This is a genomic window from Streptomyces saintjeani (assembly GCF_055409605.1).
The window spans coordinates 9,695,615-9,722,360 of record NZ_CP189624.1; the positions used below are offsets into that span (position 1 = coordinate 9,695,615).

The 26,746-nt window shown below is 73.4% G+C and carries 22 protein-coding genes and 2 pseudogenes; 11 read left to right on the forward strand and 13 right to left on the reverse strand.

Annotated elements, in window-relative coordinates:
- Positions 1 to 4 precede the first annotated feature (4 nt).
- From ACQCO7_RS43360 to ACQCO7_RS43370, 3 genes are read right to left on the reverse strand one after another with little or no spacing between them, the layout of a single operon-like run.
- Entirely contained in the window at positions 5 to 388 is a 384-nt protein-coding gene (locus ACQCO7_RS43360; protein ID WP_010359595.1) for a hypothetical protein, read from the reverse strand.
- Complete coding sequence (locus ACQCO7_RS43365) at positions 388 to 627, reverse strand: hypothetical protein (RefSeq protein WP_010359597.1); 240 nt, start codon at positions 625 to 627, stop codon at positions 388 to 390. Before ACQCO7_RS43365 ends, ACQCO7_RS43360 begins: the two co-directional genes overlap by 1 nt.
- Before the next feature lie 13 nt (positions 628 to 640).
- Complete coding sequence (locus ACQCO7_RS43370; protein WP_464077010.1) at positions 641 to 1,429, reverse strand: helix-turn-helix domain-containing protein; 789 nt, start codon at positions 1,427 to 1,429, stop codon at positions 641 to 643.
- Positions 1,430 to 1,502: 73 nt separating this feature from the next.
- Here ACQCO7_RS43370 and ACQCO7_RS43375 point away from each other — a divergent pair, with 73 nt between their 5' ends.
- Positions 1,503 to 2,321: a phytanoyl-CoA dioxygenase family protein gene (locus tag ACQCO7_RS43375; RefSeq protein ID WP_464077011.1), complete on the forward strand. Its 819-nt coding sequence runs from the start codon at positions 1,503 to 1,505 to the stop codon at positions 2,319 to 2,321.
- Positions 2,318 to 2,629, forward strand: a complete 312-nt coding sequence (locus tag ACQCO7_RS43380; protein ID WP_464077012.1) for a hypothetical protein — start codon at positions 2,318 to 2,320, stop codon at positions 2,627 to 2,629. Before ACQCO7_RS43375 ends, ACQCO7_RS43380 begins: the two co-directional genes overlap by 4 nt.
- Here the strand turns inward: ACQCO7_RS43380 and ACQCO7_RS43385 are convergent, their stop codons facing one another.
- Positions 2,630 to 4,996, reverse strand: a complete 2,367-nt coding sequence (locus ACQCO7_RS43385) for a SpoIIE family protein phosphatase (RefSeq protein WP_464077439.1) — start codon at positions 4,994 to 4,996, stop codon at positions 2,630 to 2,632.
- A gap of 164 nt (positions 4,997 to 5,160) precedes the next feature.
- On the opposite strand from ACQCO7_RS43385, the gene ACQCO7_RS43390 reads away from it, so the two are divergent.
- Positions 5,161 to 5,661 carry a hypothetical protein gene (locus ACQCO7_RS43390; RefSeq protein ID WP_464077013.1) on the forward strand — a complete coding sequence of 167 codons (501 nt, stop codon included), beginning with the start codon at positions 5,161 to 5,163 and terminating at the stop codon, positions 5,659 to 5,661.
- Between the two features lie 176 nt (positions 5,662 to 5,837).
- On the forward strand, positions 5,838 to 6,254 hold the full coding sequence (locus ACQCO7_RS43395; RefSeq protein ID WP_464077014.1) for a hypothetical protein: 417 nt from the start codon (positions 5,838 to 5,840) through the stop codon (positions 6,252 to 6,254).
- Between the two features lie 46 nt (positions 6,255 to 6,300).
- Here ACQCO7_RS43395 and ACQCO7_RS43400 read toward each other — a convergent pair whose 3' ends face one another.
- From ACQCO7_RS43400 to ACQCO7_RS43410, 3 genes are all read right to left on the reverse strand, one after another.
- On the reverse strand, positions 6,301 to 8,046 hold the full coding sequence (locus ACQCO7_RS43400) for a cellulase family glycosylhydrolase (RefSeq protein ID WP_464077015.1): 1,746 nt from the start codon (positions 8,044 to 8,046) through the stop codon (positions 6,301 to 6,303).
- A 49-nt stretch (positions 8,047 to 8,095) separates the two neighbouring features.
- On the reverse strand, positions 8,096 to 10,081 hold the full coding sequence (locus ACQCO7_RS43405; RefSeq protein ID WP_464077016.1) for a beta-galactosidase: 1,986 nt from the start codon (positions 10,079 to 10,081) through the stop codon (positions 8,096 to 8,098).
- A gap of 279 nt (positions 10,082 to 10,360) precedes the next feature.
- Positions 10,361 to 12,670: a helix-turn-helix transcriptional regulator gene (locus tag ACQCO7_RS43410; RefSeq protein ID WP_464077017.1), complete on the reverse strand. Its 2,310-nt coding sequence runs from the start codon at positions 12,668 to 12,670 to the stop codon at positions 10,361 to 10,363.
- A gap of 229 nt (positions 12,671 to 12,899) precedes the next feature.
- On the opposite strand from ACQCO7_RS43410, the gene ACQCO7_RS43415 reads away from it, so the two are divergent.
- Together ACQCO7_RS43415 and xynC are read left to right on the forward strand one after the other, a co-directional pair.
- On the forward strand, positions 12,900 to 14,144 hold the full coding sequence (locus tag ACQCO7_RS43415) for a DUF418 domain-containing protein (protein WP_464077018.1): 1,245 nt from the start codon (positions 12,900 to 12,902) through the stop codon (positions 14,142 to 14,144).
- 180 nt (positions 14,145 to 14,324) lie between these two features.
- Complete coding sequence (gene xynC, locus ACQCO7_RS43420; protein WP_464077019.1) at positions 14,325 to 15,593, forward strand: glucuronoarabinoxylan endo-1,4-beta-xylanase XynC; 1,269 nt, start codon at positions 14,325 to 14,327, stop codon at positions 15,591 to 15,593.
- 23 nt (positions 15,594 to 15,616) lie between these two features.
- Here xynC and ACQCO7_RS43425 read toward each other — a convergent pair.
- Positions 15,617 to 15,682, reverse strand: a pseudogene (locus ACQCO7_RS43425) (BBE domain-containing protein); the annotation flags it as partial.
- Positions 15,683 to 16,134: 452 nt separating this feature from the next.
- On the opposite strand from ACQCO7_RS43425, the gene ACQCO7_RS43430 reads away from it, so the two are divergent.
- From ACQCO7_RS43430 to ACQCO7_RS43440, 3 genes are all read left to right on the forward strand, one after another.
- A complete protein-coding gene (locus tag ACQCO7_RS43430; RefSeq protein ID WP_464077020.1) occupies positions 16,135 to 17,949 on the forward strand; it encodes a CASTOR/POLLUX-related putative ion channel in 1,815 nt (604 codons plus the stop codon).
- Between the two features lie 165 nt (positions 17,950 to 18,114).
- Entirely contained in the window at positions 18,115 to 19,452 is a 1,338-nt protein-coding gene (locus tag ACQCO7_RS43435) for a DEAD/DEAH box helicase (protein ID WP_464077021.1), read from the forward strand.
- Positions 19,453 to 19,609: 157 nt separating this feature from the next.
- Positions 19,610 to 20,668 carry an ArsR/SmtB family transcription factor gene (locus ACQCO7_RS43440; RefSeq protein WP_464077022.1) on the forward strand — a complete coding sequence of 353 codons (1,059 nt, stop codon included), beginning with the start codon at positions 19,610 to 19,612 and terminating at the stop codon, positions 20,666 to 20,668.
- Here the strand turns inward: ACQCO7_RS43440 and ACQCO7_RS43445 are convergent.
- Positions 20,655 to 21,140, reverse strand: coding sequence for a hypothetical protein (locus tag ACQCO7_RS43445; protein ID WP_464077023.1), 486 nt, complete (start codon positions 21,138 to 21,140; stop codon positions 20,655 to 20,657). The two genes, ACQCO7_RS43440 and ACQCO7_RS43445, sit on opposite strands and share 14 nt — an antisense overlap.
- A gap of 267 nt (positions 21,141 to 21,407) precedes the next feature.
- Between ACQCO7_RS43445 and ACQCO7_RS43450 the strand changes: the two genes are divergently transcribed.
- Positions 21,408 to 22,532 carry a PQQ-dependent sugar dehydrogenase gene (locus ACQCO7_RS43450; protein ID WP_464077024.1) on the forward strand — a complete coding sequence of 375 codons (1,125 nt, stop codon included), beginning with the start codon at positions 21,408 to 21,410 and terminating at the stop codon, positions 22,530 to 22,532.
- Between the two features lie 279 nt (positions 22,533 to 22,811).
- On the opposite strand, the gene ACQCO7_RS43455 is transcribed toward ACQCO7_RS43450, so the two are convergent.
- Positions 22,812 to 24,053: an MFS transporter gene (locus ACQCO7_RS43455; RefSeq protein WP_464077025.1), complete on the reverse strand. Its 1,242-nt coding sequence runs from the start codon at positions 24,051 to 24,053 to the stop codon at positions 22,812 to 22,814.
- A 122-nt stretch (positions 24,054 to 24,175) separates the two neighbouring features.
- On the opposite strand from ACQCO7_RS43455, the gene ACQCO7_RS43460 reads away from it, so the two are divergent.
- On the forward strand, positions 24,176 to 24,790 hold the full coding sequence (locus ACQCO7_RS43460) for a TetR/AcrR family transcriptional regulator (RefSeq protein WP_464077026.1): 615 nt from the start codon (positions 24,176 to 24,178) through the stop codon (positions 24,788 to 24,790).
- 28 nt (positions 24,791 to 24,818) lie between these two features.
- On the opposite strand, the gene ACQCO7_RS43465 is transcribed toward ACQCO7_RS43460, so the two are convergent.
- The 3 genes and pseudogenes from ACQCO7_RS43465 to ACQCO7_RS43475 all read right to left on the reverse strand — a co-directional run bounded on the left by ACQCO7_RS43465 (position 24,819) and on the right by ACQCO7_RS43475 (position 26,701).
- The gene (locus ACQCO7_RS43465; protein WP_464077027.1) at positions 24,819 to 25,106 is read right to left on the reverse strand and encodes a helix-turn-helix domain-containing protein; all 288 of its coding nucleotides are present in this window, start codon (positions 25,104 to 25,106) and stop codon (positions 24,819 to 24,821) included.
- 129 nt (positions 25,107 to 25,235) lie between these two features.
- A pseudogene (locus ACQCO7_RS43470) lies at positions 25,236 to 25,583 on the reverse strand (MBL fold metallo-hydrolase); the annotation flags it as partial.
- 62 nt (positions 25,584 to 25,645) lie between these two features.
- The gene (locus ACQCO7_RS43475; RefSeq protein ID WP_464077028.1) at positions 25,646 to 26,701 is read right to left on the reverse strand and encodes an endonuclease/exonuclease/phosphatase family protein; all 1,056 of its coding nucleotides are present in this window, start codon (positions 26,699 to 26,701) and stop codon (positions 25,646 to 25,648) included.
- Between the last annotated feature and the right edge of the window lie 45 nt (positions 26,702 to 26,746).

Below are 26,746 nucleotides of genomic sequence, written 5' to 3' on the forward strand. Positions count from 1 at the left end.
TCCGTCAGATCCGCCAGGAACGCAGCGTGTCCGCGACCGCGTATATGGTCAGCCGCGTCTCGCGGCACTTCCTGATCAGGTCGGACAGGGCCCCGTAGGGCGGGTTGATGCCCTCGCCGGACTGGTCCAGGTACTGGGTCGCCACGAACGCGGCGAAGAGGCTGTTGCGGTGCGGGAGTGGTTCGAGCCGCGTGATGGTGTGCAGGAGCGCGGCGGCCCGCCAGGCGGCGTCGGGGTTGGACGCGGCCAGCGTCGGCATCCGCGTCCGGTGCCGGGCCACGGCCGCGACCAGGGCCGAGTAGTCGGTGACCGACACGTCGTCGGGGCCGAGCGCGGCCTCCTGGACGTCGAGGAGCCAGGAGACGTCGATGTACAGGGTCTCGCTCATCAGGCGGCGGCGGTCCCGTCTCCGCGCTGCGAGGGCGGGATCTCGTCCGGGAACGCCTGGTCGAACTCCTCGCGCAGCTTCTCCGCCCACGACGCGGCGCCGGCCACGAACTGCTTGCGGCGCAGCTCCCGGACCCCGAGGTCGTGCAGGTACTGCTTGAGACTCTTGCCTTCCGCCGCGGCAGCCGCGCGGACGCCTTCCATTTCCTCGTCGGTGAAAGTCACGTTCAGTGAGGGCATACGCCGATGGTACCTAGTCGGTACCACGGCGCGCCAGCAAAGCCGCCCGCACCTCACGCGGACTCGCCCCGAGCTCACGGCGGCACGCCTTGTTGAACGCCTGGAGATCGGCGATGCCGACCGCTGCGGCGACGGCGCCGATGGACAGCGTCGAGGACAGCAGGAGATGGCGGGCGCGCTGGAGGCGCCGGTGGCGGATGTACGCGACGACGGTACGGCCCGTCTCGGCACGGAACACCCGCGTCAGATGGGTGTGCGAGACCCCGACGGCGTGCGCCACCTCCGGCACGGACAGCGGCCCCGCGAGATGCTCCTCGACATACGCCCGCGCGGCGGCGACGAAGGGGTGCACCCGCCCGTCCCCCTCGCCCCCCGGCAGCTCCGCGACGCACCACAGCGCCGCCCACACCTCGGCCGTGGCACGCGGGGGAGACGTCGCTGCGGCCGTCATGGCACGCCGCAGCAGATCGGCCAGGCGCGGACTCTCGGTGCCGGCGTCCTGCATCACCGGCACCGTCCGCGCGCTCCCGCCCTCCGGCAGCCGCAGATGGACGTACAGGTGCTCCGACCGGCCCCGGTAGCGGAAGCGCACCTCGGTGTCCGGCGGCACCAGGCTGACGTGGCCGGGACGGATGGCGTGCACCGACCGGCCCAGGGAGAGGGCGCCGTCGTAGTGGTAGAGGTGCAGTTGCCACAGGCCGGGCAGCCGGAACACGTCGTGCGCGGTGGCGACGCCGTGCACCCCGATCCCGGCGGCGACGACGGCGGGCGGCTCGTCGAGCCGGAGCGTCACATGGTCCACGAGGTCGGAAAAATACCAGCAGTCGACGATTGGAGCCCACGACCGGGGCGATGGCCGTCCGTACGGTCGTCGTATGCCAACCAGCAAGCAACTCCTGACGTCGGTCCAGGTGGCGCGGTTCGTCGCGCGGGGATTCCTGCGGCTGGACGGGGTGGTGCCGCCCGGGATCAACGAACGCGCCGTCGCGGCCCTGGACGAGACCCTGCCCGCCGTCCCCTACGGCACCCCGCTCGCGCGGGCGTTCGCGCCGGACACCTTCGTCCACGACCTCCTCGCCCTGCCCGCCGTCGCGGGCGCCGTCGAGAGCCTGGTCGGTCCCGGCCCGACCGTCGACCACCAGGCCGTCCACGTGCGCGAGCCGTACGAGGGACAGGCGCAGCCCCTCCACGGGGACGCGATCATCGACGTACGGCCGGACGCCTTCGACATCCAGCTCATGTACTACCCGCACGAGGTGACCGACGGCATGGGCGGCACCCTCAGCGTCCCCGGCAGCCATCTGCGCCGGATCAACGAGACGGACGTCGGCCGCGTCCAGAACCTCAGGGGCCAGACCCGGCTGACCTGCCCGGCCGGGACGGTCGTCCTCGTGCACCACGGCATCTGGCACAGCGGCCGGCGCAACGACACCGCGACCCGGCGGTACATGTACAAGCTCCGCCTCAACCCGACCGTGCCGCAGGTGCGGCTGTGGGACACCGCCGACCTCCACGACCCGGCGGTGACCGAGGAACTCGGCGTATACCTCCCCTGGTACGAGCAGGCGACCGCCCGCCTGGAGATCTACAACCGGGTCCTCCTGTGGCGGGCCCTGACCGGCGACGACTCCTTCGACGTCGAGTACTGGGTCACCCGCGTCACCAACCGTCCCGCCCTCGGGAGCCACGCATGAGACAGCACGTCCTCGTCCTCTACCTCGCGACGTCCGCCCTGGACTCCGACGTCGTCGGCTGGTCCCGCTACGACGGCACCGCCCGCACCCACCCCACGACCGGCGACAGCGACGAACCGCCGTACGCCACGGGACTCGCCGCCCTCCACGACGGCTGGCGCCTCTTCCAGGCGTCCCAGCTGCTCCCGCCCCAGGCCGGGCACGAGTACGATGTCTCGTTCCTCAAGCACGAGTTCTTCTTCGAGAAACTGGAGAAGTCCGAGAAGCCGGAGAAGTCCGAGGAGTCCGGGGAAGGGGTGGCCGGCTGACTACAGGCCCTGCGGCAGGGGCTGCGCGCACCAGATCGTCTTGCCGTCGGCGCTGTGCCGGGTGCCCCAGCCCTGGGTGAGCTGGGCGACGAGCAGCAGCCCCCGCCCTCCTTCGTCGAAGGCGCGCGCCCGGCGCAGGTGCGGAGCGGTGCTGCTGGCGTCGAAGACCTCGCAGATCAGCGTGGAGTCGCGGATCAGCCGCAGCCTGATCGGCGGCGCCCCGTACCGGATCGCGTTGGTGACCAGCTCGCTGACGACCAGTTCGGTGACGAACGCGGCCTCCTCAAGACCCCAGGACTCCAGCAGCTCGACGGCGAACCTGCGGACCAGGGGGACCTGCGCGGGGTCCGGCTCGACGTCCAGGGCGGCGACGTGGTGGCGGGCCAGCGCGCGGGTACGGGCGAGCAGCAGCGCGGCGTCGTCGGTACGGCGCCCGGGGAGCAGGGCGTCGGTGACCGTGTCGCACAGGGCGTCCAGGGAGACGGCCGCCGGGTCCAGGAGCCGTCCGAGGTCGGCGGCCCCCCGGTCGAGGTCGCGCTCGCGGCTCTCCACCAGCCCGTCGGTGTACAGGGCGAGCAGGCTGCCCTCGGGGAGTTCCAGCTCCGCCGACTCGAACGGCAGCCCGCCGACCCCGAGCGGCGGACCGGGCTGCGCCGACACCGGGACCGCGCTGCCGTCCGGGGCGACGACCAGCGGCAGCGGGTGACCGGCGCTCGCCAGCGTGAAACGCCGGGCGACGGGGTCGTAGACGGTGTACAGGCAGGTGGCCCCGGACTCGCCCGCCGAGTGGAGGTCGTCGCCGAGGTGCAGGACGAGGTCGTCCAGGTGGGTCAGCAGCTCGTCCGGCGGCAGATCCACGTCGGCGAGCGTACGGACGGCCGTCCGCAGCCGCCCCATGCTCGCCGAGGCGTGCAGGCCGTGGCCGACGACGTCTCCCACGACCAGGGCGACCCGCGCGCCGGACAGCGGGATGACGTCGAACCAGTCGCCGCCCACCTCCGTGTCGCTGCCGCTGGGCAGATAGCGGTACGCCGCCTCGACCGCCTCCTGGTCCGGCAGCCCGCTCGGCAGCAGCGTGCGCTGGAGCGTCAGCGCGGTCGCCCGCTCCCGCGCGTAGCGGCGGGCGTTGTCGACGGCGACGGCCGCCTTGGCGGCCAGCTCCTCGGCCAGGATCAGGTCGTCGGCGGTGAACGCCTCGGGCCGGTCGAGGCGGGAGAAGGTGACGACGCCGAGCAGTGCCCCGCGCGCCCGCAGCGGCACGGTGATCCGGCCGGTCAGCCCCTCCCCGGCGAGAGAGGGGTCGATCAGCGGGTTGCCCGGCGGCCAGTGCGCCGGGTCGGCGGCGAGGCCAGGACCGAACGCCCACTCGCCGCCCTGGCCGGAGCCGGCCGCGAGCTGCACGGTGGACGCGCCGGTGACCAGGCAGCCCGCCGCGACGCTGCCGGGTGCGTGTTCGACCGGCCGCGCTGTCGGGTCGGTGCCCTCCTGCGCGCTGTGCCGGGCGGCCCGCACGAGCGCGATCCGCTCGCCGGGGGCGAACACCGAGGGGGGTTCCTCACCGTGCAGCACCTCGGCGAAGAGGTCCACGGTGACGAGGTCCACGAACTCCGGCACCGGGGCCTTCGCCAGCTCCAGCGCGGTGCCGGTGACGTCGAGCGTGCGGCCGATGCCGGCGCTCGCCCGGTTCAGGAGCAGCAGACGCTGCCGGGCCCAGTACTCGGCGCTCATGTCGAAGCCCCAGTTGGCGACGGCGAGGATCCGGCCGTCGTCGTCCCGGACGGGCCACATGCTGGTCGCCCACGCGTTGGCGTAGTCGCTGCCGAGCGGCTGGAAGACGGTGATCAGCCGCGCGGGTTCACCCGTCCGTGCCACCTCGCTCAGCTGGTCGGTGTACGCCTTGCCGTCCAGCTCGGGGAACAGCTCCCGGTACTTCTCGCCGCGCACCTGCTCCTCGGAGTGCGCGATCACCCGGCACGCGGAGGCGTTCACCCACAGGAACCGCAGGTCGGGGTCGTAGATGCCGAGCGCGAAGGGGCACTGCTCGAAGGCCCGGTCCGCGATCACCGGGCGGCGCCCCCAGGGCTGCGCGGTCACCGCGTGGCCCAGCGTGCGCCCGTCGGGGCCGGCCAGCGGGTGGGCCGTCAGCACGGCGTCCACCGTCGAGCCGTCCCGGTGCCGCAGCGCGAGGGGGTTCGGGCCGAGGCGCCCGGGGAAACCCGGCGGCGGGGGAGCGGCCAGCAGGCCGGTCACGGGGCGGCCGACGAGGTCCTCGGCCGTCCACCCGAGCAGCAGCGTGCCGCCCTCGCTCCAGCCGCTGACCACGCCGTCCGGGTCCACCACGGCGACGGCCGTGGGCGCGTCCTGCATGCCGGTCGTCTCCACGCGCTACGCCTCCGTGCGAACAACGGTGCCCGTCAGGGCCGGATCCAGCGGTTGCCCTCAGCGTAGATCGGACCGCGCGCCGGGGCGCTTCGGCCGGTGTGCGGCGGTTCTCCCCGCCCGTCGGCGCGTGGCGGGGGTGATCCGCGGAAGTGCCGGAATGGCGGGCACCGGGCGAGGGGAGGAGAAGGAGGCCGTGCCGGACAACCGAGCGGGAAGACCTTCGGCGCACGAGGACGAAACCCGCGCGGAAGGGCCCGTGGCGGTTCGGCGTCCTCGTCTCGGAGGGTCTCACCCTCGACGACACGGTGGGGCGGCGGCCCCGGTGCGTGCGGGCGGTCGCCGCCGACTGGCGCGGAGGCCAGAGCGCGACCCGGCACCTGATCGGCCTCGGCCACCGCCGCATCGCCATGATCGGCGGCCTGGACACCCCCTCGTGCCGCGCCCGCCTGTCCGGCCACTCCTCAGCCCTCACGGAAGCCGGCCTGCCCACACACCCGGACCTGACGACGGTCCACCAGCCGCCGGCCGAGATGACGGCGGCCACCGAACTCGCGCTAGCCCTGGGCCGGGGCGAAGAGGTTCCCCAGATCGGCCTGGAGATCGCCACCACCCTCGTGATCCGGGAGAGCACGGCCCCTCCCACCCCCTGACAGCTGTCAGGGTCACGGCGTTCCCGGTGCGACCTACGCTTCGAACCGCTGACTCGGACGAGTATCCGGCCGCTACGGCAGCACGCCGTGGGAACGGCCGCATCGACGGCGATTGCAGAGGGGATCACATGAGCTCGGGAAGACGGAGAAAACGCGCGGCGGCCATGGTCGTGACGATGACCGCCGCAGTCCTTGTCCCGCTGGCGGCGCAGGCACCGGCACAGGCGGCACCGGCCGGAGCGACCGCGTGGACACCGGAGATCTACCCGCTGTTCTCGGGTGAGTCGGTGGAGCGGAACGTGTCGAGCTTCACGCGGAACGCCAGGCTCCTCGCCTGCGCCACGGCGAACGGGATCGCCTGCGTGTCGATCGGTCAGGGCGACGGCAAACACAGCCTCTTCCAGCTGTACAAGTGCGATACGCGGTCGCTCTCGAACTTCATCGACGCGCTCGCTGTCGTCAACCACCAGACCGGCGGGGCCGAAGTCCACTTCTGGGGACCCAGGTACGAGGTCCGCATCCCCGCGGACAACAGTGTCCGCACGGTCGAGGACTACGCGACGTACGACTTCAACCGCCTCGACATCTGCTGAGGGCACGGGTGCCGGGACCCGCTGGGGTGCCGGCACCCGTGGTCGGTCAGGAGACGGTGCCGGTGACCGTCGTACCGGACTTCCGCACCTGGTAGACGACCTTCGCGCCGCTGTAGAAGTGGAAGGTCAGCGTCGCCGGGTCGCCCTCGCGCAGCGACGCCAGGAACTCGGGGGTGAGGACGATCCGGCCGTTCGGATAGTCCGGCGAGAACGCCTTGTTGAACTCCTGGTACGGCGTCCAGTCGGTCGGGCCCGCGTTGCCGCCGTCGGCGTACCGGGCCTCCATGGTCGCCAGCTCCTCGCCCCGGTACTGGGCGGGGACGGCGAACGCGCCGGTGGTTCCGGTGGCGCCGGACAGCACCGGGGTGTCGTTCGTGACGATGTCGATCCGCCAGGGCAGACCCCGCGAGAACCGGGCCTGGAGCGTCGCGTTCACCCCGTAGGCGCGGTCGCCGGCCAGCCGGGTCAGCGCCTCGGCGGTCAGGGTGAGCCGCTGCCCGCTGCGGGTGTAGTCACGGCCCTCGACGAGCCGGGCCGAGCCGTGCCACAGGCCCAGGAACGCGGTCCCGTTCAGGTTCAGGGTCAGCTCCTTCGCCGTGATGGGGGCCGGCTTCGGCACGTACACCTTGTCGAAGGACGCGGTCGCCGACCGGGTGCTCCAAGCCGACCTGATCCACGCGAACAGGGCCGGGTCGCGCCAGGTCAGGGTGGCGCGGTCCAGATAGGCGAAGGGGTCCCACAGGGCGGTGGTGACTTTGCTGGTGCGGGCCGCGTACCCCAGGTGCTCGAAGTACTTCAACGCCTCACCGCGCTCGACGCGCGAGGGGTGAAAGTGGTCGGGCCAGCTCAGCAGGCCGTACTCGCCGAGGTAGACCGGGATGCCCCGGGAGACGAAGATGTCCCGCATCCGGGCGAAGGCGTCGTCCAGGTCCTTGCGCGCGGCGTCGTCGTAGCGGGTGCCTCCGGCGACGTTCACGCTGAACGGGTACCAGCTGTAGTAGTGCACGGTGGCGATCAGCGCCGGGTCGTTCAGCGCCCGGATGGTCGTGTACAGGTCGTCCATGAGGCTCTGGCCCGGGGTGCCGGCCTCGGTGGGCAGCATCAGCAGACGGTTCGTGTTGCCGCCGCCGGAAGCGCGGACGATCCGGTGGAAGGACCGGTTCAGCTCGTCGAGGAGCTGGGTCTTCTGCCCGGCCGTGGCGTTCTCGAAGACCGGCTCGTTGACGCTCTCGAAGAGCAGACCGCGCGGCTCGTCGCGGAACGCCGCCGCGATCTGCGTCCAGGTCGCGTCGTAGCGGGCCCGCACCCCGTCGTGGTCGGACGGCATCCTGCTGATCCACTGCCACGAGTCGTGATGGACGTTGACCAGCGCGTACAGGCCCTCCGCCAGCGCCCAGTCCGTGACCTGCTTGACGCGTGCCAGGTAGTCGGGGGCGATGGTGTAGGGCGCGGTCGCCGACTGGTGGTCGGACCAGGTCACCGGGATACGGACACTGCGGAAGCCCTGCGCGCGGATCGCGCGGAACAGCTCCCGGGTGGCCTTCGGGTTCCCCCAGGACGTTTCGTCCGGGATGGCGTCCAGGGTGTTGCCGAGGTTCCAGCTCGGCTGCATCGCGGCGACGGCGTCCATGGCGCGGGCCGGGACGCGGACGGGGTGCGCCGTCGCCGTGCGGTCCGGGGCGGCGGCCGAGGCACCGGCGGAGAGGCCCAGCAGGACGGCGAGAACCGTCAGCAGGCCGGCGAGGCGGCGCGTGCCGTGGGCGAGGCGACGTCTGAACTGTGCGGTGTTCACGTGCGGTCCCTCTCTCGGTCGGTCGTGCGGGATGGTGCGGAAGCCGGGGTCAGGGCGCGCGCAGCACCACGCAGCCGCCGGGCGGCAGTTCGCGCGCGGTGGCGTCGGCCAGCAGGTCGTGGGCCGGGCGGGGAAGGGGTACGGCGGCGCCGGTGTGGTTGATCAGGAAGTGCCAGCGACGGCCGTCCGCCGCGTGCCGGGTGACGCTCTCCACCCCGGCGGGCAGCCCCGGTACGTCGGGCCCCACCCCCGTCCGTGCCAGCAGCCGGGCGACGAGGGCGCCGTAGCCGGTGTCGTCGAGGCGGGTGGAGAGGTACCAGCCCTCACCCGCGCCGAAGCGGTGCCGGGTCACCGCGGGGGAGCCCGCGAGCGGGCCGCCGGTGTACGCGGCGACCGGGTCGGCGCCCTCCGTGCGCAGGGACTCGCTCCACACCGTGCCGTGCGTCCCGTCGGACAGGGCGGCGCGCTCCTCGCGGCGCAGCGGACGGTACTCCTCGACCCGGATGCCCAGCGCCTCGCGCAGCGGCACGGCCGGGTAGCCGCCGAGGCGGGCGTGCAGCCGTTCGTCGACGACCCCGGCCGCGTGGTGCACGAGCAGGGTCCCGCCGCCGGCGACGTACCGGCGCAGGTTCTCGGCACCCGCGTCGGACAGCAGGAACAGCGCCGGGGCCACGAGGAGCGCGTAGGGCAGCGACTCCTGCTCGGGGTGGGCGAAGTCGGCCGTGACCCCGGCGTCCCACAGCGCGCGGTGGGCGCGCCGCAGTTCCGCGTGGTAGCTCAGACCGGCCGACGGCAGCCCGTCCCCGTCCAGCGCCCACCAGGCGTCGGAGTCGTGCAGGACCGCCGCCCGCGCCCGCACCGTCGAGCCCGCCAGCTCACCGAGCCGGGCGACGGCCTCGCCGGCCGCCGTCACCTCCCGGAAGACGCGGCTGTCCGCGCCCGCGTGCGGGACCATCGCCGAGTGCCAGGTCTCGGCGCCGGCCCGGGACTGGCGCCACTGGAAGAACAGGGCGCCCTCCGAACCGCGCGCGATGTGCCCCAGGGAGTGCCGCAGGATGTCGCCCGGCTCCTTGGCGAGGACCCGGTCCCCGTCGTACACGGTGCTCGTGCCCTGCTCCATCAGCAGCCAGGGCCGGCCGCCGCCGAAGGAGCGGGTCCGGTCGGCGGTGAAGGCGGTGTCGGCGGCGGCGCCGAGGCCGGGGGAGTCCGGGTAGAAATCGACGGCGACGAGGTCGACCTCGCGGCCCAGCGCCCACGGGTCGAGGTTCTGGTACGAGGGGAGCATCAGGTTCGTCGTCACCGGCCGGTCGCTGTGCGCGCGGATCGCGTCGCGCTGCTCGCGGAAGGCGGCCATCACCTCGTCCGACCAGAAGCGCCGGAAGTCCAGCGCCTGGCCCGGGTTCTTGTGCCACTGCGTGGCGCGCGGCGGGAGCACCTCCTCCCAGGCGCCGTAGCGCTGGCTCCAGAACGCCGTCCCCCACGCCTCGTTGAGGGCGTCCAGCGTGCCGTACCGCTCCCGCAGCCAGCGCCGGAACGCGACCGCGGTGTGGTCGCACCAGCACAGCGTCACGTACTCGTTGTGCACGTGCCACAGCGCGAGCGCCGGGTGGCCGCCGTACCGCTCGGCGAGCGCCGAGGCGATGCGCCGGGCCGCGTCCCGGTAGGCGGGCGCGGTGAGGCAGTACGTGTCGCGGCTGCCGTGCGTGAGACGGGTCCCGTCGGGGCCGACGGGCAGCGCGTCGGGGTGGGCCAGGGTGAACCAGGGCGGCGGGGAGGCGGTCGGGGTGGCGAGGTCGACCGCCACGCCGTTCGCGTGCAGCCGCTCGATGTGGCCGTCCAGCCACGCGAAGTCGTAACGGCCCTCGGCGGGTTCGAGCAGCGCCCAGGAGAACACGCCGACCGTGGCGAGGTTGACCCGGGCCCGCCGCATGAGGGCGTCGTCCTCCTTCCACACCGGCTCGTCCCACTGCTCGGGGTTGTAGTCGCCGCCGAAGGCGAGGCCGCCCAGGTGGTCGGTGACACTGCGGATGGTCATGGCGGCCTTCCCGTGGACGAGTACCGAGGCGCAGTCGAAGCGCTTCACCTAACTGGCGAAGGTAACGACGCGTTTCGCGCGAAACAAGAGCCTGAAAGCGAAGAAAGTTTCTTCGAGCCCGGTGATTGACAGCCCATCAGTGGGAGTGCCGGCGTCGATGCGCTTCGACAATCACCGGGCGGGAGGTGCCGGAATGGCGGTTGTGGCGGTGCGTGGCGAGGGGCCCACCGCACCCGGCGAAACTGGTCAGCGCGGCTGGGAGGTGCTGGGGGCCACCCGTCACACGCCCTCGTGGACAGCCGGTTCGTTCGCTGTCCACCATGCCGCGATCTGGGCCGGACTCGTGAAGCCCAGCTTCGTCAGCACGCTCTGGAGGTGGCCCTCGACCGTCCGGGGTGAGCGGCCGAGGGCGAGGGAGATCTGGCGGCTGTCCAGGCCCCGCGCCACGTGGGCCGCGACCTCGCGCTCCTTGCGGGTCAGCGCCGGGGGCGCGGGGGTGTCGCCGAGCGCTAGGCCGACGGCTCGCCGGGGTGTGTCGTACCGGCCGCCCTCCGCGAGCGCCTCGGCGTACGCGTCCAGGCCGAGCGCGGCGACGATCGCCTCCTCGCAGCGCGCGCGGGGTTCGGCGAAGTGCCCGGCGCAGGTGGACCCCAGCTCTCTGGCCAGCGGCTCCAGCGCGCCCAGCAGCAGGGCCGCGCGCCGGTGCTCGCCGAGCGCGGCCGTACCCCAGGCCAGCACCTCCAGGGCCATCGCGAGCCCCGCGTGGTCGTGGAAGTCCCGGTGGATCTCCAGCGCGGTGCGCAGTACGGCGGTGCTCTCCTCGGCGCTGCCCCGCAGCCAGGCGTCGTACCCGAGCACCCACAGCGCGTAGGCGCGGGTCAGCCGCTCGCCGTGCGCGTCGGCCGTGGCCACCGCGCGCCGCGCGGTCCGCACCGACGCCGGGTCACCGAGATACATCTGCGCCAGCGCCAGCTGGAACAGCCAGCGCAGCGCCGACGGCTCCCCCTCCAGCTCCGACTGGACGGCCACCGCGCCCTCGAAGAGCGGTACGGCGTCCTGCGGCCGGCCCCGGTACAGCGCCAGCGTGCCGCGCTCACCGCGCACGTACGCCCGCAGCAGCGGGTCACCGAGCAGCTCGGCCAGTGTGTCCGCCTCGTCGAGACGGTGTTCGGCGGTGTCGAGGTCCCCCTGGATCTGGGCCACCCAGGCGGCGGTCCACAGCGCGGCGGCCCGCGCCGGCGTCGGCTCGGGGGCGTCGGCGAGAGCCTGGTCGAGCCGCCGGCGCCCCTCGCCGACGAAACCGTTGCAGCACCAGTGGAAGCCCAGCGCAGCCGCCAGCTCCAGCCGAGCCTGACCGGCATCAGCGCCCGCACCCGCACCCGCACCGGCACCCTCACTGCCACTGCCACTGCCACTGCCACCGGCATCCGCACCGGCACCCGGATCGGCGTGCGAGCCCCCCTCCAGGGCCGCCAGCACATTGCCGTGCTCCGCCCGCAGCCGCGCCAGCGCCCGCTCCTGGCCGGGACCGAACCACCCGGCGGCGCTCCGCCGGGCGAGCGCGAGGAAGAAGTCACGGTGGCGCCGGGCCGTCCGCCCCCGCTCCCCGAGACCGGCGAGCCGCTCCTGCCCGTACGCGCGCAGCGCCTCCAGCATCCGGTAGCGCGGCCCGGCGTCCCCCTCCTCGACCAGCACCACGGACTGCGACACGAGCTGGTCGAGCAGGTCCACCACCTCACAGCGGGAGACGCCCTCCCCGCCGCACACCTCCTCCACCGCCTCCAGCGTGAAACCGCCCGCGAAGACCGACAGCCGGCTCCACAGCGCCCGCTCGGCCGGCGTGCACAGCTCGTGGCTCCAGTCGATCGCCGCGCGCAGCGCGGGCCGCCCGGGGGACAGCAGCGCGAAGCGGTCCTCCAGCCCGGCCGCCACCTCCGCCACGCCCAGCGTCCGCAGCCGCGACGCGGCCAGCTCGATCGCCAGCGGCAGCCCGTCCAGACCGGCGCACAACCGGGCGACCTGAGCCCCGTCCGCCTCCCCGACCCGGTGGCCCGCGCCGATCTCCCCGGCGCGCACCCGCAGCAGCTCGGCCGCCTCCGCCGGGGACAGCGGCGCGAGCGCGTACACGCACTCGCCCGTGACGTCCAGCGTCCGGCGGCTCGTCGCCAGGATCCGCAGCCCGGGACAGGCGAGCAGGAGCGCGCTGACCAGCTCGGCGCAGGCGTCGACCAGGTGCTCGCAGTTGTCGAGGACCAGCAGCGCGCGCCGCCCGGCCAGATACCCGGTGAGCTGGTCCAGCGCCGGCCGCACCCCCAGGTCCGGCAGCCCCAGGGCGACGGCGGTCGCGGTCGCCACCCCCGCTCCCGACCGGACGGGGGCGAGCGGAACCAGCCACACACCGTCCGGCGCGCACCCGCCGAGGCCGGCGGTCGCCGCGAGCGCCAGCCGGGTCTTGCCGATGCCGCCCGCTCCGGTCACCGTCAGCAGCCGCGTACCGCGCACGGTCCGGCGGACGTCCGCCAGCGCCTGCTCCCGGCCCACGAAGGCCGTGGCCGCCGAGGGCGGTCCCTGCGCGCGCACCGTCGTCATCTCCACCCTCCGTGGGCCGAGGTGTCCGCTGCGCGCTGTGCGCCGGCGGGGGCCGCAAAGCCCGGGGCCACTCTGTGCGACAGAGGGTGATCACGGATGACGAGGGGGAAAACATTCGGTCAAAACATGGCATTTCCCGACGTGCGCAGAGAGTCCCCGCCGGTCGGCGGGCCGCCTCCCCCCGACCGGCGGATGGCCGGCCGGTGGGCGTCCGCGGGAAGTTGAGCGGGTGACCGAGATCGACAGCGCCGGCAAGGCGCCCTTACCCCCACCCGCACCCGAGTCCGCCACGACGACGCCTCCCGCGGCGTCGACCGCGCGGCTCGTCGGTGTGGACCTCGCCCGCGCCCTGGCCGTGTTCGGCATGTTCGCCGTGCACGTCGGCCCCTTCCCCGCACCCGACGGCGGCGTCGGCGGCTGGTTCCTGGAGCTGGCCAGCGGCCGGGCCTCCGCCCTGTTCGCCACCCTCGCCGGATTCTCGCTGATGCTCATCGCCGGCCGCCGCGAACCCAAGACCGGCTCGGCCGGACGGCAGGCGAGAGCCCGGATCGTCATCCGCGCCGCGATCCTGCTCGTGGTGGGCAGCGCCCTGGCGATGACCAACTTCGGCGGTGCCGGCATCCTCAACTTCTACGCCCTGTACTTCCTGCTGGCCCTCCCCCTGCTGAAACTGCGGGCCAGGACCCTCGCCACGATCGCCGTCACCCTCGCGGTCGTCACCCCCCAACTCGCGTTCGCCCTGCGCGCCCTGCTCACCGAGTCCGCCGTCCGCACCATCGACAGCTACGACCCCCTCGCACGCATCAGCGGCGTCGGCGTCCTGGACCTCGTGCTCACCGGCCTCTACCCGGCGATCACCTGGATGACGTTCGTGGTCACCGGCATGACCCTCGGCAGGCTCGACCTCGCCTCCGGGACGGTACGGCGACGGCTCGCCGCGACCGGCGCCGCGATGATCGCGTTCGGGTACGGCGTCGCGTGGCTGCTGCTGCGCGTGACCGGCGGCGCCCAGCACCTCACCAGCGCCGGGCCGAAGCCCGAGGACCTGACGAACGCGTCGGTGTCCTTCGACATGCCCGTCGGCGGCGACCTGTGGCACAACGCCTGGGGACTGATCGCGGCCGAACCGCACAGCGGCTCCACGCTCGACCTCATCGGCAGCCTCGGCATCGCGATCACCGTGATCCTGTGCGCGACGCTGGCGATGGAGCGCCTTGACTGGCTGCGCAGACTGGCGACCCCGGTCATCGCCGTCGGCACCATGTCCCTCACCCTGTACGTCGGCCACATCCTGGTCATCCTCGCCCTCCCCGGCGAGCCGGCCACCCCGCCGCAGTCCGCCTCCACCGCGCTGCTGCTCTCGTTCATCGCCGGAGCCACCCTGTTCGCCGGGCTGTGGTCGCGCTTCTTCAGCCGAGGTCCCCTTGAGCACCTCCTCAACCTCGCCACCAAGCGGGCCGGCTCCCTGCGCTGAGCCCGGCGGAAGGCTCCCCCGCTGCGAAGGGGGAGCCTTCCGTCCACCCGTGCGGGGAGCCTTGACCGTGCGGGGCGGCGTCGTTACCTTGCGACAGATCCGCCACGTGGACACCGTTCAGCATGTCGAACAACAGCGGTGTCTCTCCAGCCGTGTGGCACATCTCCACGAGGAGGAGACATGGCACACCGAGCACCCACCCGCAGAACCGTCCTGACGACACTGGGCGCCCTGCCCGTACTCACCGTCGCGGGAACCTCCGGCGCCGCGGCCCAGGCCATCACCGCCACCGCCGTCATCAACCCCTCCGCCACCCGCCAGACCATCCGCGGCTTCGGCGGCATGACCCACACCGCCTGGATCGGCGACCTCACGGCGGCCCAGCGCGACACTGCCTTCGGCACCGGCGACGGACGGCTCGGCCTCTCCCTGCTGCGGGTCCCCGTCCCCGAGGACCGCGCGGCCTGGAGCCGCGACCTCGCGACGGCCCAGCGCGCGACCGCCCTCGGCGCCTCCGTCATCGCCTCCCCGTGGAACCCGCCCGCGTCCATGTCCGAGACGTTCGTCCGCGGCACCCAGACCGACGCCCGGCGCCTCAGGTACGACATGTACGCCGCCTACGCCCAGCACCTCAACGACTTCACCGTCCATTACCGCAACAACGGCGTGAACCTGTACGGCATCTCGGTGCAGAACGAGCCCGACTACGCCCACGACTGGACCTGGTGGACCCCCGCCGAGATGGTCCGCTTCCTGCGCGAGAACGCCGGCGCGATCAGCACGCGGGTCATCGCCCCGGAGTCCTTCCAGTACCTGAAGAACATGTCCGACCCGATCCTCAACGACCCGGTGGCCCTCGCCAACGCGGACATCATCGGCGCCCACCTCTACGGCACCCCGGTCGCGAACTTCCCCTACCCCCTCTTCAAACAGAAGGGCGCGGGCAAGGAACTCTGGATGACCGAGGTCTACTACCCCAACAGCTCCGACTCCGCGGACCTGTGGCCCCAGGCCCTCGACGTGGGGGAGCACATCCACCACGCCATGGTGGACGCCGAGTTCCAGGCGTACATCTGGTGGTACATCCGGCGCGGCTACGGCCCGATGCGCGAGGACGGCCAGATCAGCAGACGCGGCGCCGCGATGGCCCACTTCGCGCGGTTCGTGCGCCCCGGGTACGTACGGATCGACGCGACGGCGAACCCCGCGCCGAACCTGTACGTCTCGGCGTACCGGGGCGGCGGCTCGACGGTCGTCGTCGCCGTCAACAAGGCGGCCGGTGCGGTGACCCAGCAGTTCACACTGGTGAACAGCGCCCCGTCGACGGTCGCGTCCTGGCTGACGGACGCGACCAGGAACGTCGCCTCCCAGGGGACGGCGAACGTGTCGAACGGCTCCTTCACGACGACGCTGCCCGCACGCAGCGCGACGACGTTCGTCCTGCGCTGAACCGGGTCCCCGGCCGGGTCGTAGCGGCGCTTGACGGCAACCAGACGGTCGTAGTCGGGGCCGTAGTAGGCGCGCCGCAAGTCGCGCAGGTCCGGGTCGGGGACGAGCGACTTGGAGGCGTACGCGTCCTTCCCGCGGCGGGGCGCACCGACGCGTAGCGCTGGTTGTCGGGGGTCGCGAGGGCCGCGTACCGGGCGTCGCCCGGGCGGTGGAGTGCGGCGCCCGGGCCGCCGCTGTCCCGCCGCCCAGCCCGATCATGCCTCCGGCGGCCACGGTGACCAGTACGCGTCGTCGGTCCATCTCCACTCCCTGCTCCCGGCCGGCAGCGCCGAGCGGTCCGGGCCCACGATGCGGCGGCGGTTCGTCCGGACGGGGCGGGCGCGACGGCCCGTCCGCCGGGGCCGCACGAAAGAGTGAAGGTCCCGGTGGAACGGCGTGTCGCGGGCAGGGGGCCGGGCACGCTTCGACTTCCGGAGACCGGCACGGCGATCAGGGAGCGGACGTGGAGCGGCGACAGGAACGAACTCCGTTACCCCACCGGATGCGTTACCTGTTCGACAGGACCCTCGCCCGCAGCACCGCCACCCTGCTCGGCTGGCTCGCCCTGAGCTGCCTCGCGGTCGTCGTCCCCGCCAGCGCCCTGCTGGTGTGGACCGACCCCGACGCCCCGCACTCCCTGTCCGGCCGGCTCCTCCAGGTGGGGCGCACCAGCGCGGAGACCCTGCGGCTCGGCGCCGCGACCGGGGCGCCGCTGCGGATGCTGCTGTCCGTGCTGCTCGGGCTGATCGCCCTGCTGGTCGTGTCGACGGTCATCGGCGTCGTCACCACCGGCCTCGGCGACCAGCTCACGGAGCTGAGGCGAGGCCGCTCCCGGGTCCTGGAGCAGGACCACACCGTGGTCCTCGGCTGGTCCGACCAGATCTTTACCCTGGTCACCGAGCTGATCGCGGCCCGCCCCGCCGGCGTCCGGCACGTCGTCACCGTCCTCGCGGACCGGGACCCGGCCGCCATGGAGAGGGCCCTCACCGGCGCCGTGGGGCAGAGAGCCGGTGTCCGCCTTGAATGCCGGTCCGGATCACCGGCCGACCCCGACGCCCTCGCCCTCGTCATGCCGGGCACCGCGCGGACGGTGACCGTGCTGCCCGCCGAGGACGCCGACGGCGACCTCACCGTCGTACGGACCCTGCTGGCCCTGCGTACCCTGCTCCCCGCCGGACGCGGGCCGCGTGTCGTGGCCGCCGTGCACGACGGGCGGCACCTGCCCGCCGCGCGGCTCGCCGCCGGGCCGCGCGGGACGGTGCTGGAGACCGACCTCACCACCGCGCGGCTGCTCCTCCAGTCCGCCAGGCGGCCCGGGATGCCGGCGGTGCTGCGGGACCTCCTGGACTTCGCCGGGGCCGAGTTCCACGTCAGCGACGCCCCGGAGGCGACGGGGCTGTCCTTCGAGGACGTGGCGCTGCGGCTGGAGACGTCCTGCGCCGTGGGGGTGCTGCGGGCGGACGGCGGACTGCTGCTCACACCGGCGCCGGAGACCGTGCTCGGGCCGGGGGACCGGCTCGTGACCGTCGCCCACGACGACAGCCCCGTACCCCTCGCCGACCACCGCGCCGACATCGACGCCTCGGCCGTCGTCCCGCCCCGGCCCTGGGCCGACCCGCCCGTACGGCTGCTGCTCCTCGGCTGGAACCGCCGCGCCCCGCTGCTGATGGACATCCTGCGCCGGACCGGCACGCATGTCGACGTCGTCGCGGACCGAGCGCCGCTGAGCGTCGTCCACCGAACCGCCGATCCCGCCGCGCCCGAGACGTACGACGACCTCGACCTTGGCGCGTACGACCGTGTCATCGCCCTCGGCGCGGACGAACGGTCCGACGACCGGACGCTGCTCACCCTGCTGATCCTGCGCTCCCTGGAGACGCGCCGGGCACTGCCCGTGGTGGCCGAGATGCGTGACCACAGCAGCCGGCGGATCGCCCCGCTCGGGCCCGCAGCCGACGTCGTCCTGAGGGGGGAACTCACCGCCCTCCTCATGGCGCAGATCGTGCACAGCCCCGAACTGGCCGCCGTGTTCGAGGAGATCTTCGCCGTGCGGGGCGGCGCGCTGGCCCTGCGCCCGGCCGATCACTACGTGCCGGCCGGGCGGGAGGCGTCCTTCGCGACCGTGGTGGCGGCGGGGCTCCGGCGGGGGGAGTGCGTGATCGGGTACCGGGCGCATGATCCGTACGCGGTCCGGCTGTGCCCCGGGAAGTCCGAGCGGCGGGTGTGGGGTGGGCAGGACGAGGTTCTGGTGCTGACGGCGGGTGCCGGGCGCCGCGTTCTGCCGGGGATGCGTTCGGCACGCGGGGAAGGGGACTGAGTACCCCTCAAGCCGACCGAGCGGTCAGGAATCCTCCGCCTCCCTCGCCCACGCGGTCCCCGCCACGGAGCCGAGCGGAGGGCCGTCGCTTTGTGCTAGCGTCCGACGTTTGCTGTGTCCCCGCCGCGCCTTCCTCGGTTCGGTCCCCCTGGAAGAAGGCTTTCTGTGAGTGACGCACCGGTCGTGAGCTTCGCCGATCTCGGACTGCCCGGCGAGATCCTGCGGGTGCTCGATGAGCACGGTGTGCGCAAACCCTTCCCCATCCAGGCGGCGGCGCTGCCGGACGCGCTCGCCGGGCGGGACGTGCTGGGGCGGGGGCGTACGGGGTCCGGGAAGACGCTCGCCTTCGGGCTGGCGATGCTGGCCCGTACGGCGGGGCGGCGCGCGCAGGGCAAGGAGCCGCTGGGGCTCGTGCTGGTGCCGACCAGGGAACTGGCGCAGCAGGTCGGCGAGGCGCTCACGCCGTACGCCGAGGCGCTGGGCCTGCGGATCGCGACCGTGCTGGGCGGGGTGTCCGTCGGACGGCAGGCCGCCGTGCTGCGGGACGGCGCCGAGATCGTCGTCGCCACCCCGGGGCGGCTGCACGACCTCGTCGGACGCAAGGGATGCCGGCTCGGACGGGTGCGCATCACCGTGCTGGACGAGGCCGACCAGATGTGCGACCTGGGGTTCCTGCCGCAGGTCACCGAACTCCTCGACCAGGTACGTCCCGACGGCCAGCGGATGCTGTTCTCGGCCACGCTCGACGGGGACGTCGACCAGCTGGTGCGCGACTACCTCCGCGACCCGGCCGAGCACTCCGTGGACCCCTCGTCGAACGCGGTCCCGGCGATCGGGCACCATCTCCTCGTCGTGCACGGCCCCGACCGGTACGCCGTGGCCACGGAGATCGCCGCCCGCGACGGCCGCGTCCTGCTGTTCCTGGACACCAAGCACAGCGTCGACCTGCTGACCAGGCACCTGCGGGGCAACGGCGTCGCCGCCGCCGCGCTGCACAGCGGGAAGTCCCAGCCCCAGCGCAGCCGCACCCTCGCCCAGTTCAAGAACGGCGAGGTCACCGCGCTGGTCGCGACGAACGTCGCCGCGCGCGGGCTGCACGTCGACGACCTCGACCTCGTCGTCAACGTCGACCCGGCCACCGACCCGAAGGACTACCTGCACCGCGCGGGACGCACCGCCCGCGCCGGCCGCTCCGGAACCGTCGTCACCCTCGCCCTGTCGGGGCAGCGCCGCGAGACGGCCCAGGTCATGACGGACGCCGGGATCACCCCCACGGTCACCAAAGTCCGTTCCGGCGAGGCGCAGTTGAGCCGGATCACCGGCGCGAAGGCCCCCTCCGGGAAGCCCCTGGACGGCGGACCGCGCCCCAAGAACACCAACGCCCCCTTCCGGGGCATCGGCACCACCAAGGACACGAAGAGCGGCAGGCCGTCCCGCAGGACGAGCGAGGCCCGCAAGCTCGCGGAGGCCCGCGAGGCGGCCCGGGTACGACGCGGGGGCTGAGCGCCCACAAGGGCGTACCCGAAGAAGCCCGGACCCACCGACCCCGCCGCCGTACCTATTCGGACAACTCCCGCCGCCCCGGAACCGCCCGCCTCCCTGGCCCGTCTGCCCCATCGGATATGTCATGGGGCGGGCGTATCACGGGGAGCGTGGGGACATGCTGCGGATCGGCTTCGGCACGGGCGACCTCGGCCGGCTGCGGGTGGCGACGGGCAGCGACTTCATGTGGGAGGTGGTCCTCAGCCTCCACCTGCTCCAGAACCGGCACGCGGCCCTGGTCTTCGACCCCTGGCGCAGACAGGTCCGCGAGGATCTCGCGCGGGCGGGGCTGACCGGGGCGACGAGGGCGCTGATCGAGGTGAACCCGTGCGCCTCCTACTTCCCGGACTTCCTCACCCCCGGCACCGGCGACTTCGGCCCGGACGCCGGACTGGACGCGGTGCTCTCCACCCCGCGCGGACGACTGCGCGACGAACTCACCCGCCTCTACCCGGACCGCCCGATGCCCCCGGGCGTCCGGCGGCTCGCGGAGGGCGGCGCCGAGACCCTGCACCGGCTGGGCCGGGCGGTACGCGCCTACCACGCGGTGGCGGTCGCCCCGTACCGGACGGTCATCGAGCGGGCCGTCGGCGCGGACCTCGCCGCACGCGCCGCGTCGGCGCTGGCGGCCGGCGCGGAAGGGCTGCTGGGCAGCTACGAGCCGGGCCTGGTGTCGTGGCGGGACGGCCGGCTCGAATGCGGCTACCCCTTCGACCGGGACCTGGAGCTGAACGGCCGCCCGCTGACCCTGATCCCGTCGTTCTTCTGCGTCCGGCAGCCGGTCGCCCTCACCGCCCGCGACCTCTCTCCCGTCCTGGTGTACCCGCTGCCGCTCGCACCGGACTGCTTCACGGCGGCCGGGCCCGGCGGCGCGCCCCGCCTCAACCGGCTGCTGGGCCCCACCCGGGCCCGCGTGCTGGAGCTGCTCGGCCGCCCGATGTCCACCAGCGGCATCGCCGCCGCCCTCCAGGTCTCCCCGGCCAACGCCAGCCGCCACGCCACGGTGCTGCGGGAGGCGGGGCTGGTGAGGTCGTTCCGGGACGGACACCGGGTGCTGCACCGGCGTACGAGGCTGGGGGAGGCGCTGCTGAACGGGCACGCGGGCGCCCGCCCCGGGCCGGCGTACGGCCATGAGGCGGGCGCTGTGCGACTCGGCGCGCGGGTCAGCAGTTCTTGATCTTCCAGACCGGGCCCCAGTCCCACCCGGTGGGGGCGACGGCGTATGCCGTCGAGCGGTGGATGACTCCGCCGTTCTGGTCGTAGAAGACGGCCACCGTGCCGGTCGTCTGGTTGTTGAAGAAGCCGCCGCCACCGTTCCAGTAGGACAGCGAGTAGGTGTGGCAGGCGTACAGGTCGAACACCGCGTACGAACCGGCGTTCGGGTCCCACACGCGGACGCAGAGGCGGCCGTACGAGCAGTCGTAGCTGCTGCCGGAGACGTGCCGGACGCGTTCGGCGGCCGGCGAGATGCCCGGCGAGTTCACCAGGGCGCCCGCCTGGGCGCGCTGCGCGGTCGCGGCGACCGCAGGGGAAGCCGAGTCCGGCGTCTGCGCGGCCTGCGCCGTCGAGACGCCCAGCAGCAGGGTGAGCAGCAGGCCCGCCACCGCGGCGAGTCCCGCCGGCTTTCTGGGTATTCGGGGTGAGTGCATGGTGTGTCCTCCGTGACGTGGTTCTGCCCGTCCGCGCCCCATGCTGGAGGGGTCGGTACCCGGCGGACGCAACATTCGACGGAGACACAATCAAGACGACCGGTTGGCCGAACTGCCGCTTTATATAAGCCCCTTGAGTCCCGATAGCCTCATGCGTACCAGTAGCGCACACCCCCCACCCCAGGTTGCGTACCGGCGTGGACGACACCCTCCCCTGTCCTGTTCCGGGTGGACTCCCCCCTGTTCGCCGCCTCCAGGAGGACCACGGTGAAAGTTCGCACCAGAAGCTCGGCGATCGTCGGCACGTTCGCCCTCGTCGCTTCCCTCGCCCTGACCACGGCATCGGCCGACGAACAGGCGGCGGCGAAGGTCGCCCTCACGGCCGTAGCCACCGCCCAGAGCCCCGTCGCCGGCACAGCGGGCCCCGGCGGCACGGTCTGGATCGCCGAACGGGCCGGAAAAGTACGGGTGCTGACCCCGGGCGGACTCGGCGCCCCCGTCCTCGACATCTCCGGCGACACCACCAACGACGGCGAACGCGGCCTGCTGGGCCTCGCGTTCGACAACGACTTCACGCACCTCTACGTCTCGTACACGAACCGTCAGGGCACCAGCACCGTCGACGAGTTCGCCGTACAGGACGGCTTGCCCCAGCCGAGCACCCGGCGCACCGTCATCACCCAGACCCAGCCCTTCGCGAACCACAACGGCGGTGACATCGCGTTCGGCCCCGACGGCTACCTGTACATCGCCCTCGGCGACGGCGGCTCGGCCGGCGACCCGCAGGGCAACGGGCAGAAGCTGAACACCCTGCTCGGCAAGCTGCTGCGGATCGACCCGAAGGGCGCGAAGCCGTACGCGATCCCGCGCGACAACCCGTTCGTCAGCACCCCCGGCGCCAGGGGCGAGATCTGGTCGTACGGGCTGCGCAACCCCTGGCGGTTCTCCTTCGACAAGGCCACCCACGACGTGCTGATCGCGGACGTCGGCCAGAACGCCTGGGAGGAGATCGACTGGGCCCCGGCGAGCAGCAAGGGCGGTGAGAACTACGGCTGGTCCCAGATGGAGGGCAACCACCCCTTCCGGGGCGGCGTCGAGCCCGCGAACCACGTCCGGCCCATCCACGAGTACGGCCGCACCGGCGGGGGCTGCTCGGTCACCGGCGGATACGTCTACCGCGGCAAGGCCGTCACCGGCCTCCAGGGCCAGTACGTCTTCAGCGACTTCTGCGACGGCACCCTGCGCACCCTGGAGATCAGCAACGGCCGGGTGACCGGCGTGAACGACCTCGGCGTCGACGGCGGCAGCGTCGTCGCCTTCGCCCAGGCGGGCGACGGCGAACTGTACGTCCTCGACCTCGCCGGCACGGTCTCGCGCATCGACCCGGCCTGACGGACACCGGTCGCGTGGACGGGCACTCGACACACCCGTCCACGCGACCGCCGAGACGACGCGCGCCATGCACAGCACGTCGCGATGTCCGGGACCTGCCGGCGGGCACACGGCGTCGGACTGACATCCGGTACGGCGATCGGCGCGGCCCCGCTCGACGCGCCGGCATCGAATCCCGGCGCCGACCACCCGGGCGTCGTACGTCTCCCCCTGACAGAGCTGCCCTCGGCCCGCGTGAGGGCGATCAGCCCGCCGGGATCGACCGCCAGGCCGTGCGCCTCAGTGCGTCACCGCATCGACCGTGCGGGCCTTGCCCGCCGAGAAGGCAGCCGTGATCTGTACGGCGCAGGCGAGGAGGAGGACGCCGAGGGGCCAGGTCCAGGTGTCCGTGGCGTCGTGTAGGGCGCCCGCGCCCAGGGGGCCCAGGACGCCGATCAGGTAGCCGATGCCCTGGCCCATCGCGGAGAGCGCGGCCGTCGTGGCCGGGTCGGGGGAGCGCAGGGCGAACAGGCTCAGCGCGAGCGCGAACCCGGCGCCCAGGCCCAGGCCGAGGACCGCGACGGACGGCCACAGGAGGACCTTCGGGCCGAGGACGACGCCCAGGAGGCCGGTCGCGGTGAGGCAGGCGACCGTCACACCGGCCGGGCGCTGGTCAGGGAGGCGCTTGCCCGCGACGGCCAGGATCCACGCGCCCACGACGCCCACGGCGTTGCACAGCGACAGGGCGAGCCCGGCGGACGTCGCGCTGAGACCGTGGTCCTGCCAGATCGTCGGGAGCCAGCCGAACACGGTGTACGACAGCAGCGCCTGCACCCCGAAGAACACGGTCACCTGCCAGGCCAGCGCACTGCGCCACAGCCCCGAGGGGCGCCCGGCACCGGCGGCCGGCGCCGGGGCGGGCGGCTCCTTGCGCAGGGCGAGCGGCACGACCACGGCCGTCAGGACGGACAGCGGGACGACGAGGATCAGCAGCGGCGTCCGCCAGGACGACCCGGTCGCGTCGGCGAGCGGCACCGCCACCGCAGGGCCGGCCGCCGCGCCGAAGGTGAGGGCGCTGGAGTAGAAGGCGGAGACGCGCGGCACGGAGCGCGGGAACCGGCGCTTGATGAGCCCGGGTATGAGGACGTTGGCGACCCCGATCGGCGCCGCGACCAGCACGGTCCCGACGAACAGCGCCACCGGCGACGTACCGCCGCGCACGAGCGCGCCGACGGTGAGCACGACGAGGGACAGCACGAGCAGGGTCCGCAGGGACCAGCGCCGGCCGAGCCCCGGGGCGACGAACGCGAACAGGCCCAGACACAGCACCGGCAGGGAGGTGAGGACCCCCACCGTCGTCTCGCTGAGGTGCAGGTCGGCCTGGAGGGGGTTGAGCAGCGGGGCGATCGAGGTGATGGGGGAGCGCAGGTTGAGCGCGAGCAGGATCAGGGCGACGAGGAGTAAGGGTTTGCCCAGGGACGGCGGTCCGGGCGCTTCACCGCGGTCCGTCTTCCGGGTGGTGGAGGGGGATTCGAGAGGCATGTCACCGGTCCGATCTGCGGGTGGGCGTCGTCAACGGGATTACGATACAAGTCGTACTGAATCATTTTCGCGGGGGCGTCCCGCCCCGGCCGCCCCGCGCACCTCACCGGAAGGCAAGTCCCGTGTCCCCCAGCCCCACCCCCCGCACGGCCGGCCGCAAGAAGGACCCGGAGATCGACCGGGCCGTCCTCGGCGCCACCCTCGACCTGCTGGAGGAGACCGGGTACACGGCGATCACCATCAGCCAGGTCGCCACCCGGGTGGGCGTCTACCGGCCCGCGATCTACCGGCGCTGGCCCTCCAAGCAGCACCTGGTCGCGGAGGCGGTGGCCTCGGCGCTGGGCCAGGAACCCACCCCCGACACCGGCGACCTGCGGGCCGACCTCCTCACCGGCGTCGGGACACTCGGCGACGCGTTCACCTCGACGAGCCTGAGCCGCGTCCTGCCCGCCCTGGTCGCCGACCTCGCCGGCCACCCCGAACTGCGCCGGGAGTTCCTCGACTCGGTCTTCCAGCCCCGCCGCGCATCCACCGCCCGCAGGCTGCGCACGTCCGCCGAGCGCGGCGACATCCGCGCCGACTTCGACATGGAGTTCGTCCTCGACGCGCTCGCCGCGCCCCTCTACTACCGGGCCCTGTTCGGCCACGGCCCGGTCACTCCGGACGTGACCGGACAGAGCGTCGATCTGGTGCTGTCGTTCCTGACTCAGCAGCCCCGGCAGGAGACCGCGCGCTGAGGAGCCGTACAGTGCCCCGCCCGCGCGGTCACGACGCCGCCCTCAGGGCCGGCAGCCGGGGCGAGGCCCCGAAGACGCCGGGCAGATCACTGCGCCCGGAGACCGACAGCTTCCGGTCGACCCGGCTGAGGTGCAGCTCGACGGTCCGCCGGGTGACGTACGACCGGTCCGCGATCTCCCGGTTCGTCAGCCCCTCGGCGGCCGGCAGAGCCGTCCGGCACTCGGCCGGAGTGAGCGCGTCCAGCCCCGTCTCCGTACCCCGCCGCAGCCGCGCGCCCGCCGACGTTCGCGCAGCCGTCCCGCCCGGTGGCAGCACGCGGCGAGCGCGGCCTCGCCGGACGCCGTACGTGGTGTCGTCACCGGGGACGACCTGCTGCCGCTGATGTGCGGGATCGCCCTCGCGGGTGAGGAATCTGTCGGCTGCCGGCCGGCTGGGCGCACTTCGTCATGCGGACGCCTTCGGGGCCGGCCAGCGGTAGCGGTCGCCGCATCGGTCGGTGAGCCAGGCGTTGACGCTGGTCAGGGCGCGGTCGTTGATCTGGGCGTCGTGGATGCCGTAGGCCCGCTCCGGGGCGATGGCGCGGACGAAGTCGATGGCTTCGGACGCCTTCAGCCATGACGCCTGCAACGGGACCAGCAGGGTTTCCACCGGGCGGTCGGGGCGGTGGAGGAAGTCTCCCGGGTGGTAGAGGCGGTCCTCCACGAGGTGGCCGAGGTTCGCGCGGTCCGGGAGGCCGCCGTACACAGGGGCGTGGCGTCCGCCCTGGGCGGTGACGCGGAAGCCCGCCGCCGTCGTGCTCCAACTGACGCAGGGATGGGTGTACTTGACGATCCGCATCCGCGTAGCCCGGACGCCTACCAGCCGATCCGGGCCGCCACCGGCAGGTGGTCGCTTCCGGTCTCCGCCAGCACCCATGAACTCCTCGCCTCCACACCCCGGACGAGGATCTGGTCGATGCGGGCGACCGGGAACGCCGCCGGCCAGGTGAAGCCGAAACCGTCTCCGGCGGCGTCCTGGGCCGAGCGCATCTGGGACGTGACGCCGTCGAGCGCGCGGTCGTCCGTGGTGCCGTTGAGGTCGCCGAGCAGGACCACCCGCCGGTCGCCTTCGGCGGCGAGGGCCTCGGCGAGGGCCTGGGCGTTCCTGTTGCGGGAGTCCGTCCAGAAACCCGCGCGGGGGGTCACGCGCACGGAGCCGAAGTGGGCGACGTACACCGCGAGCGGCCCGTGGGACGTGGCCACCGTCGTACGCAGCGCCCGGTTGGCGACCAGTTTCGACTCGGCCGACTTCGTCGCGCCCAGCGGCCCGGCGTCCTGGCGCGTGTCGACCGGCCGCGTGTCCGACAGCGGGAGTCTGCTCCACACCCCGACCGTGCCCTGGACGGAGTGGTAGGGGTAGTCCGCCGCCAGCACCCTCTCGTACGTACCCCTCGCCCGATCCGAGATCTCCTCCAGCGCCAGCACGTCCGCACCGGAGGCGGCGAGGGCGCGGGCGGTCCCGGCCGGGTCGGGATTCTCGGCGCTGACGTTGTGGCTGACGAGGGTCAGGTCGCCGCCGGGGCGGGACTTGTCGACGAGGAGGCCGCCGAAGAGGCCGAGCCACACCACGGCGGGCAACAGCAGCGCGACCACCGCGGAAGCGGAACGCCGCCACACCGCGACGCCGAGCAGCACCGGGACGAACAGGCCGAACCACGGAAGGAAGGTCTCCACGAGGGAGCCGAGGCCACCCCGGTCGGTGATCCACGCGTGCGTCAGCAGGAACAGCCCGAGGATGAGGGCCAGCGCGGCCGGCACCGGGCCACGCCTCCAGGGACCGGGCCGTGGACGCCGGGTTCCCTCCGGGGCGCTCGGCTCCCTCACCGCCGTATCCGCCTGCGTCACGAGCAGGGCGCCTGTGTTTCGCTTCATGCCGCCAGTGAAGACAGCCCACGGTTGCCCCCACGTATGCGGTTC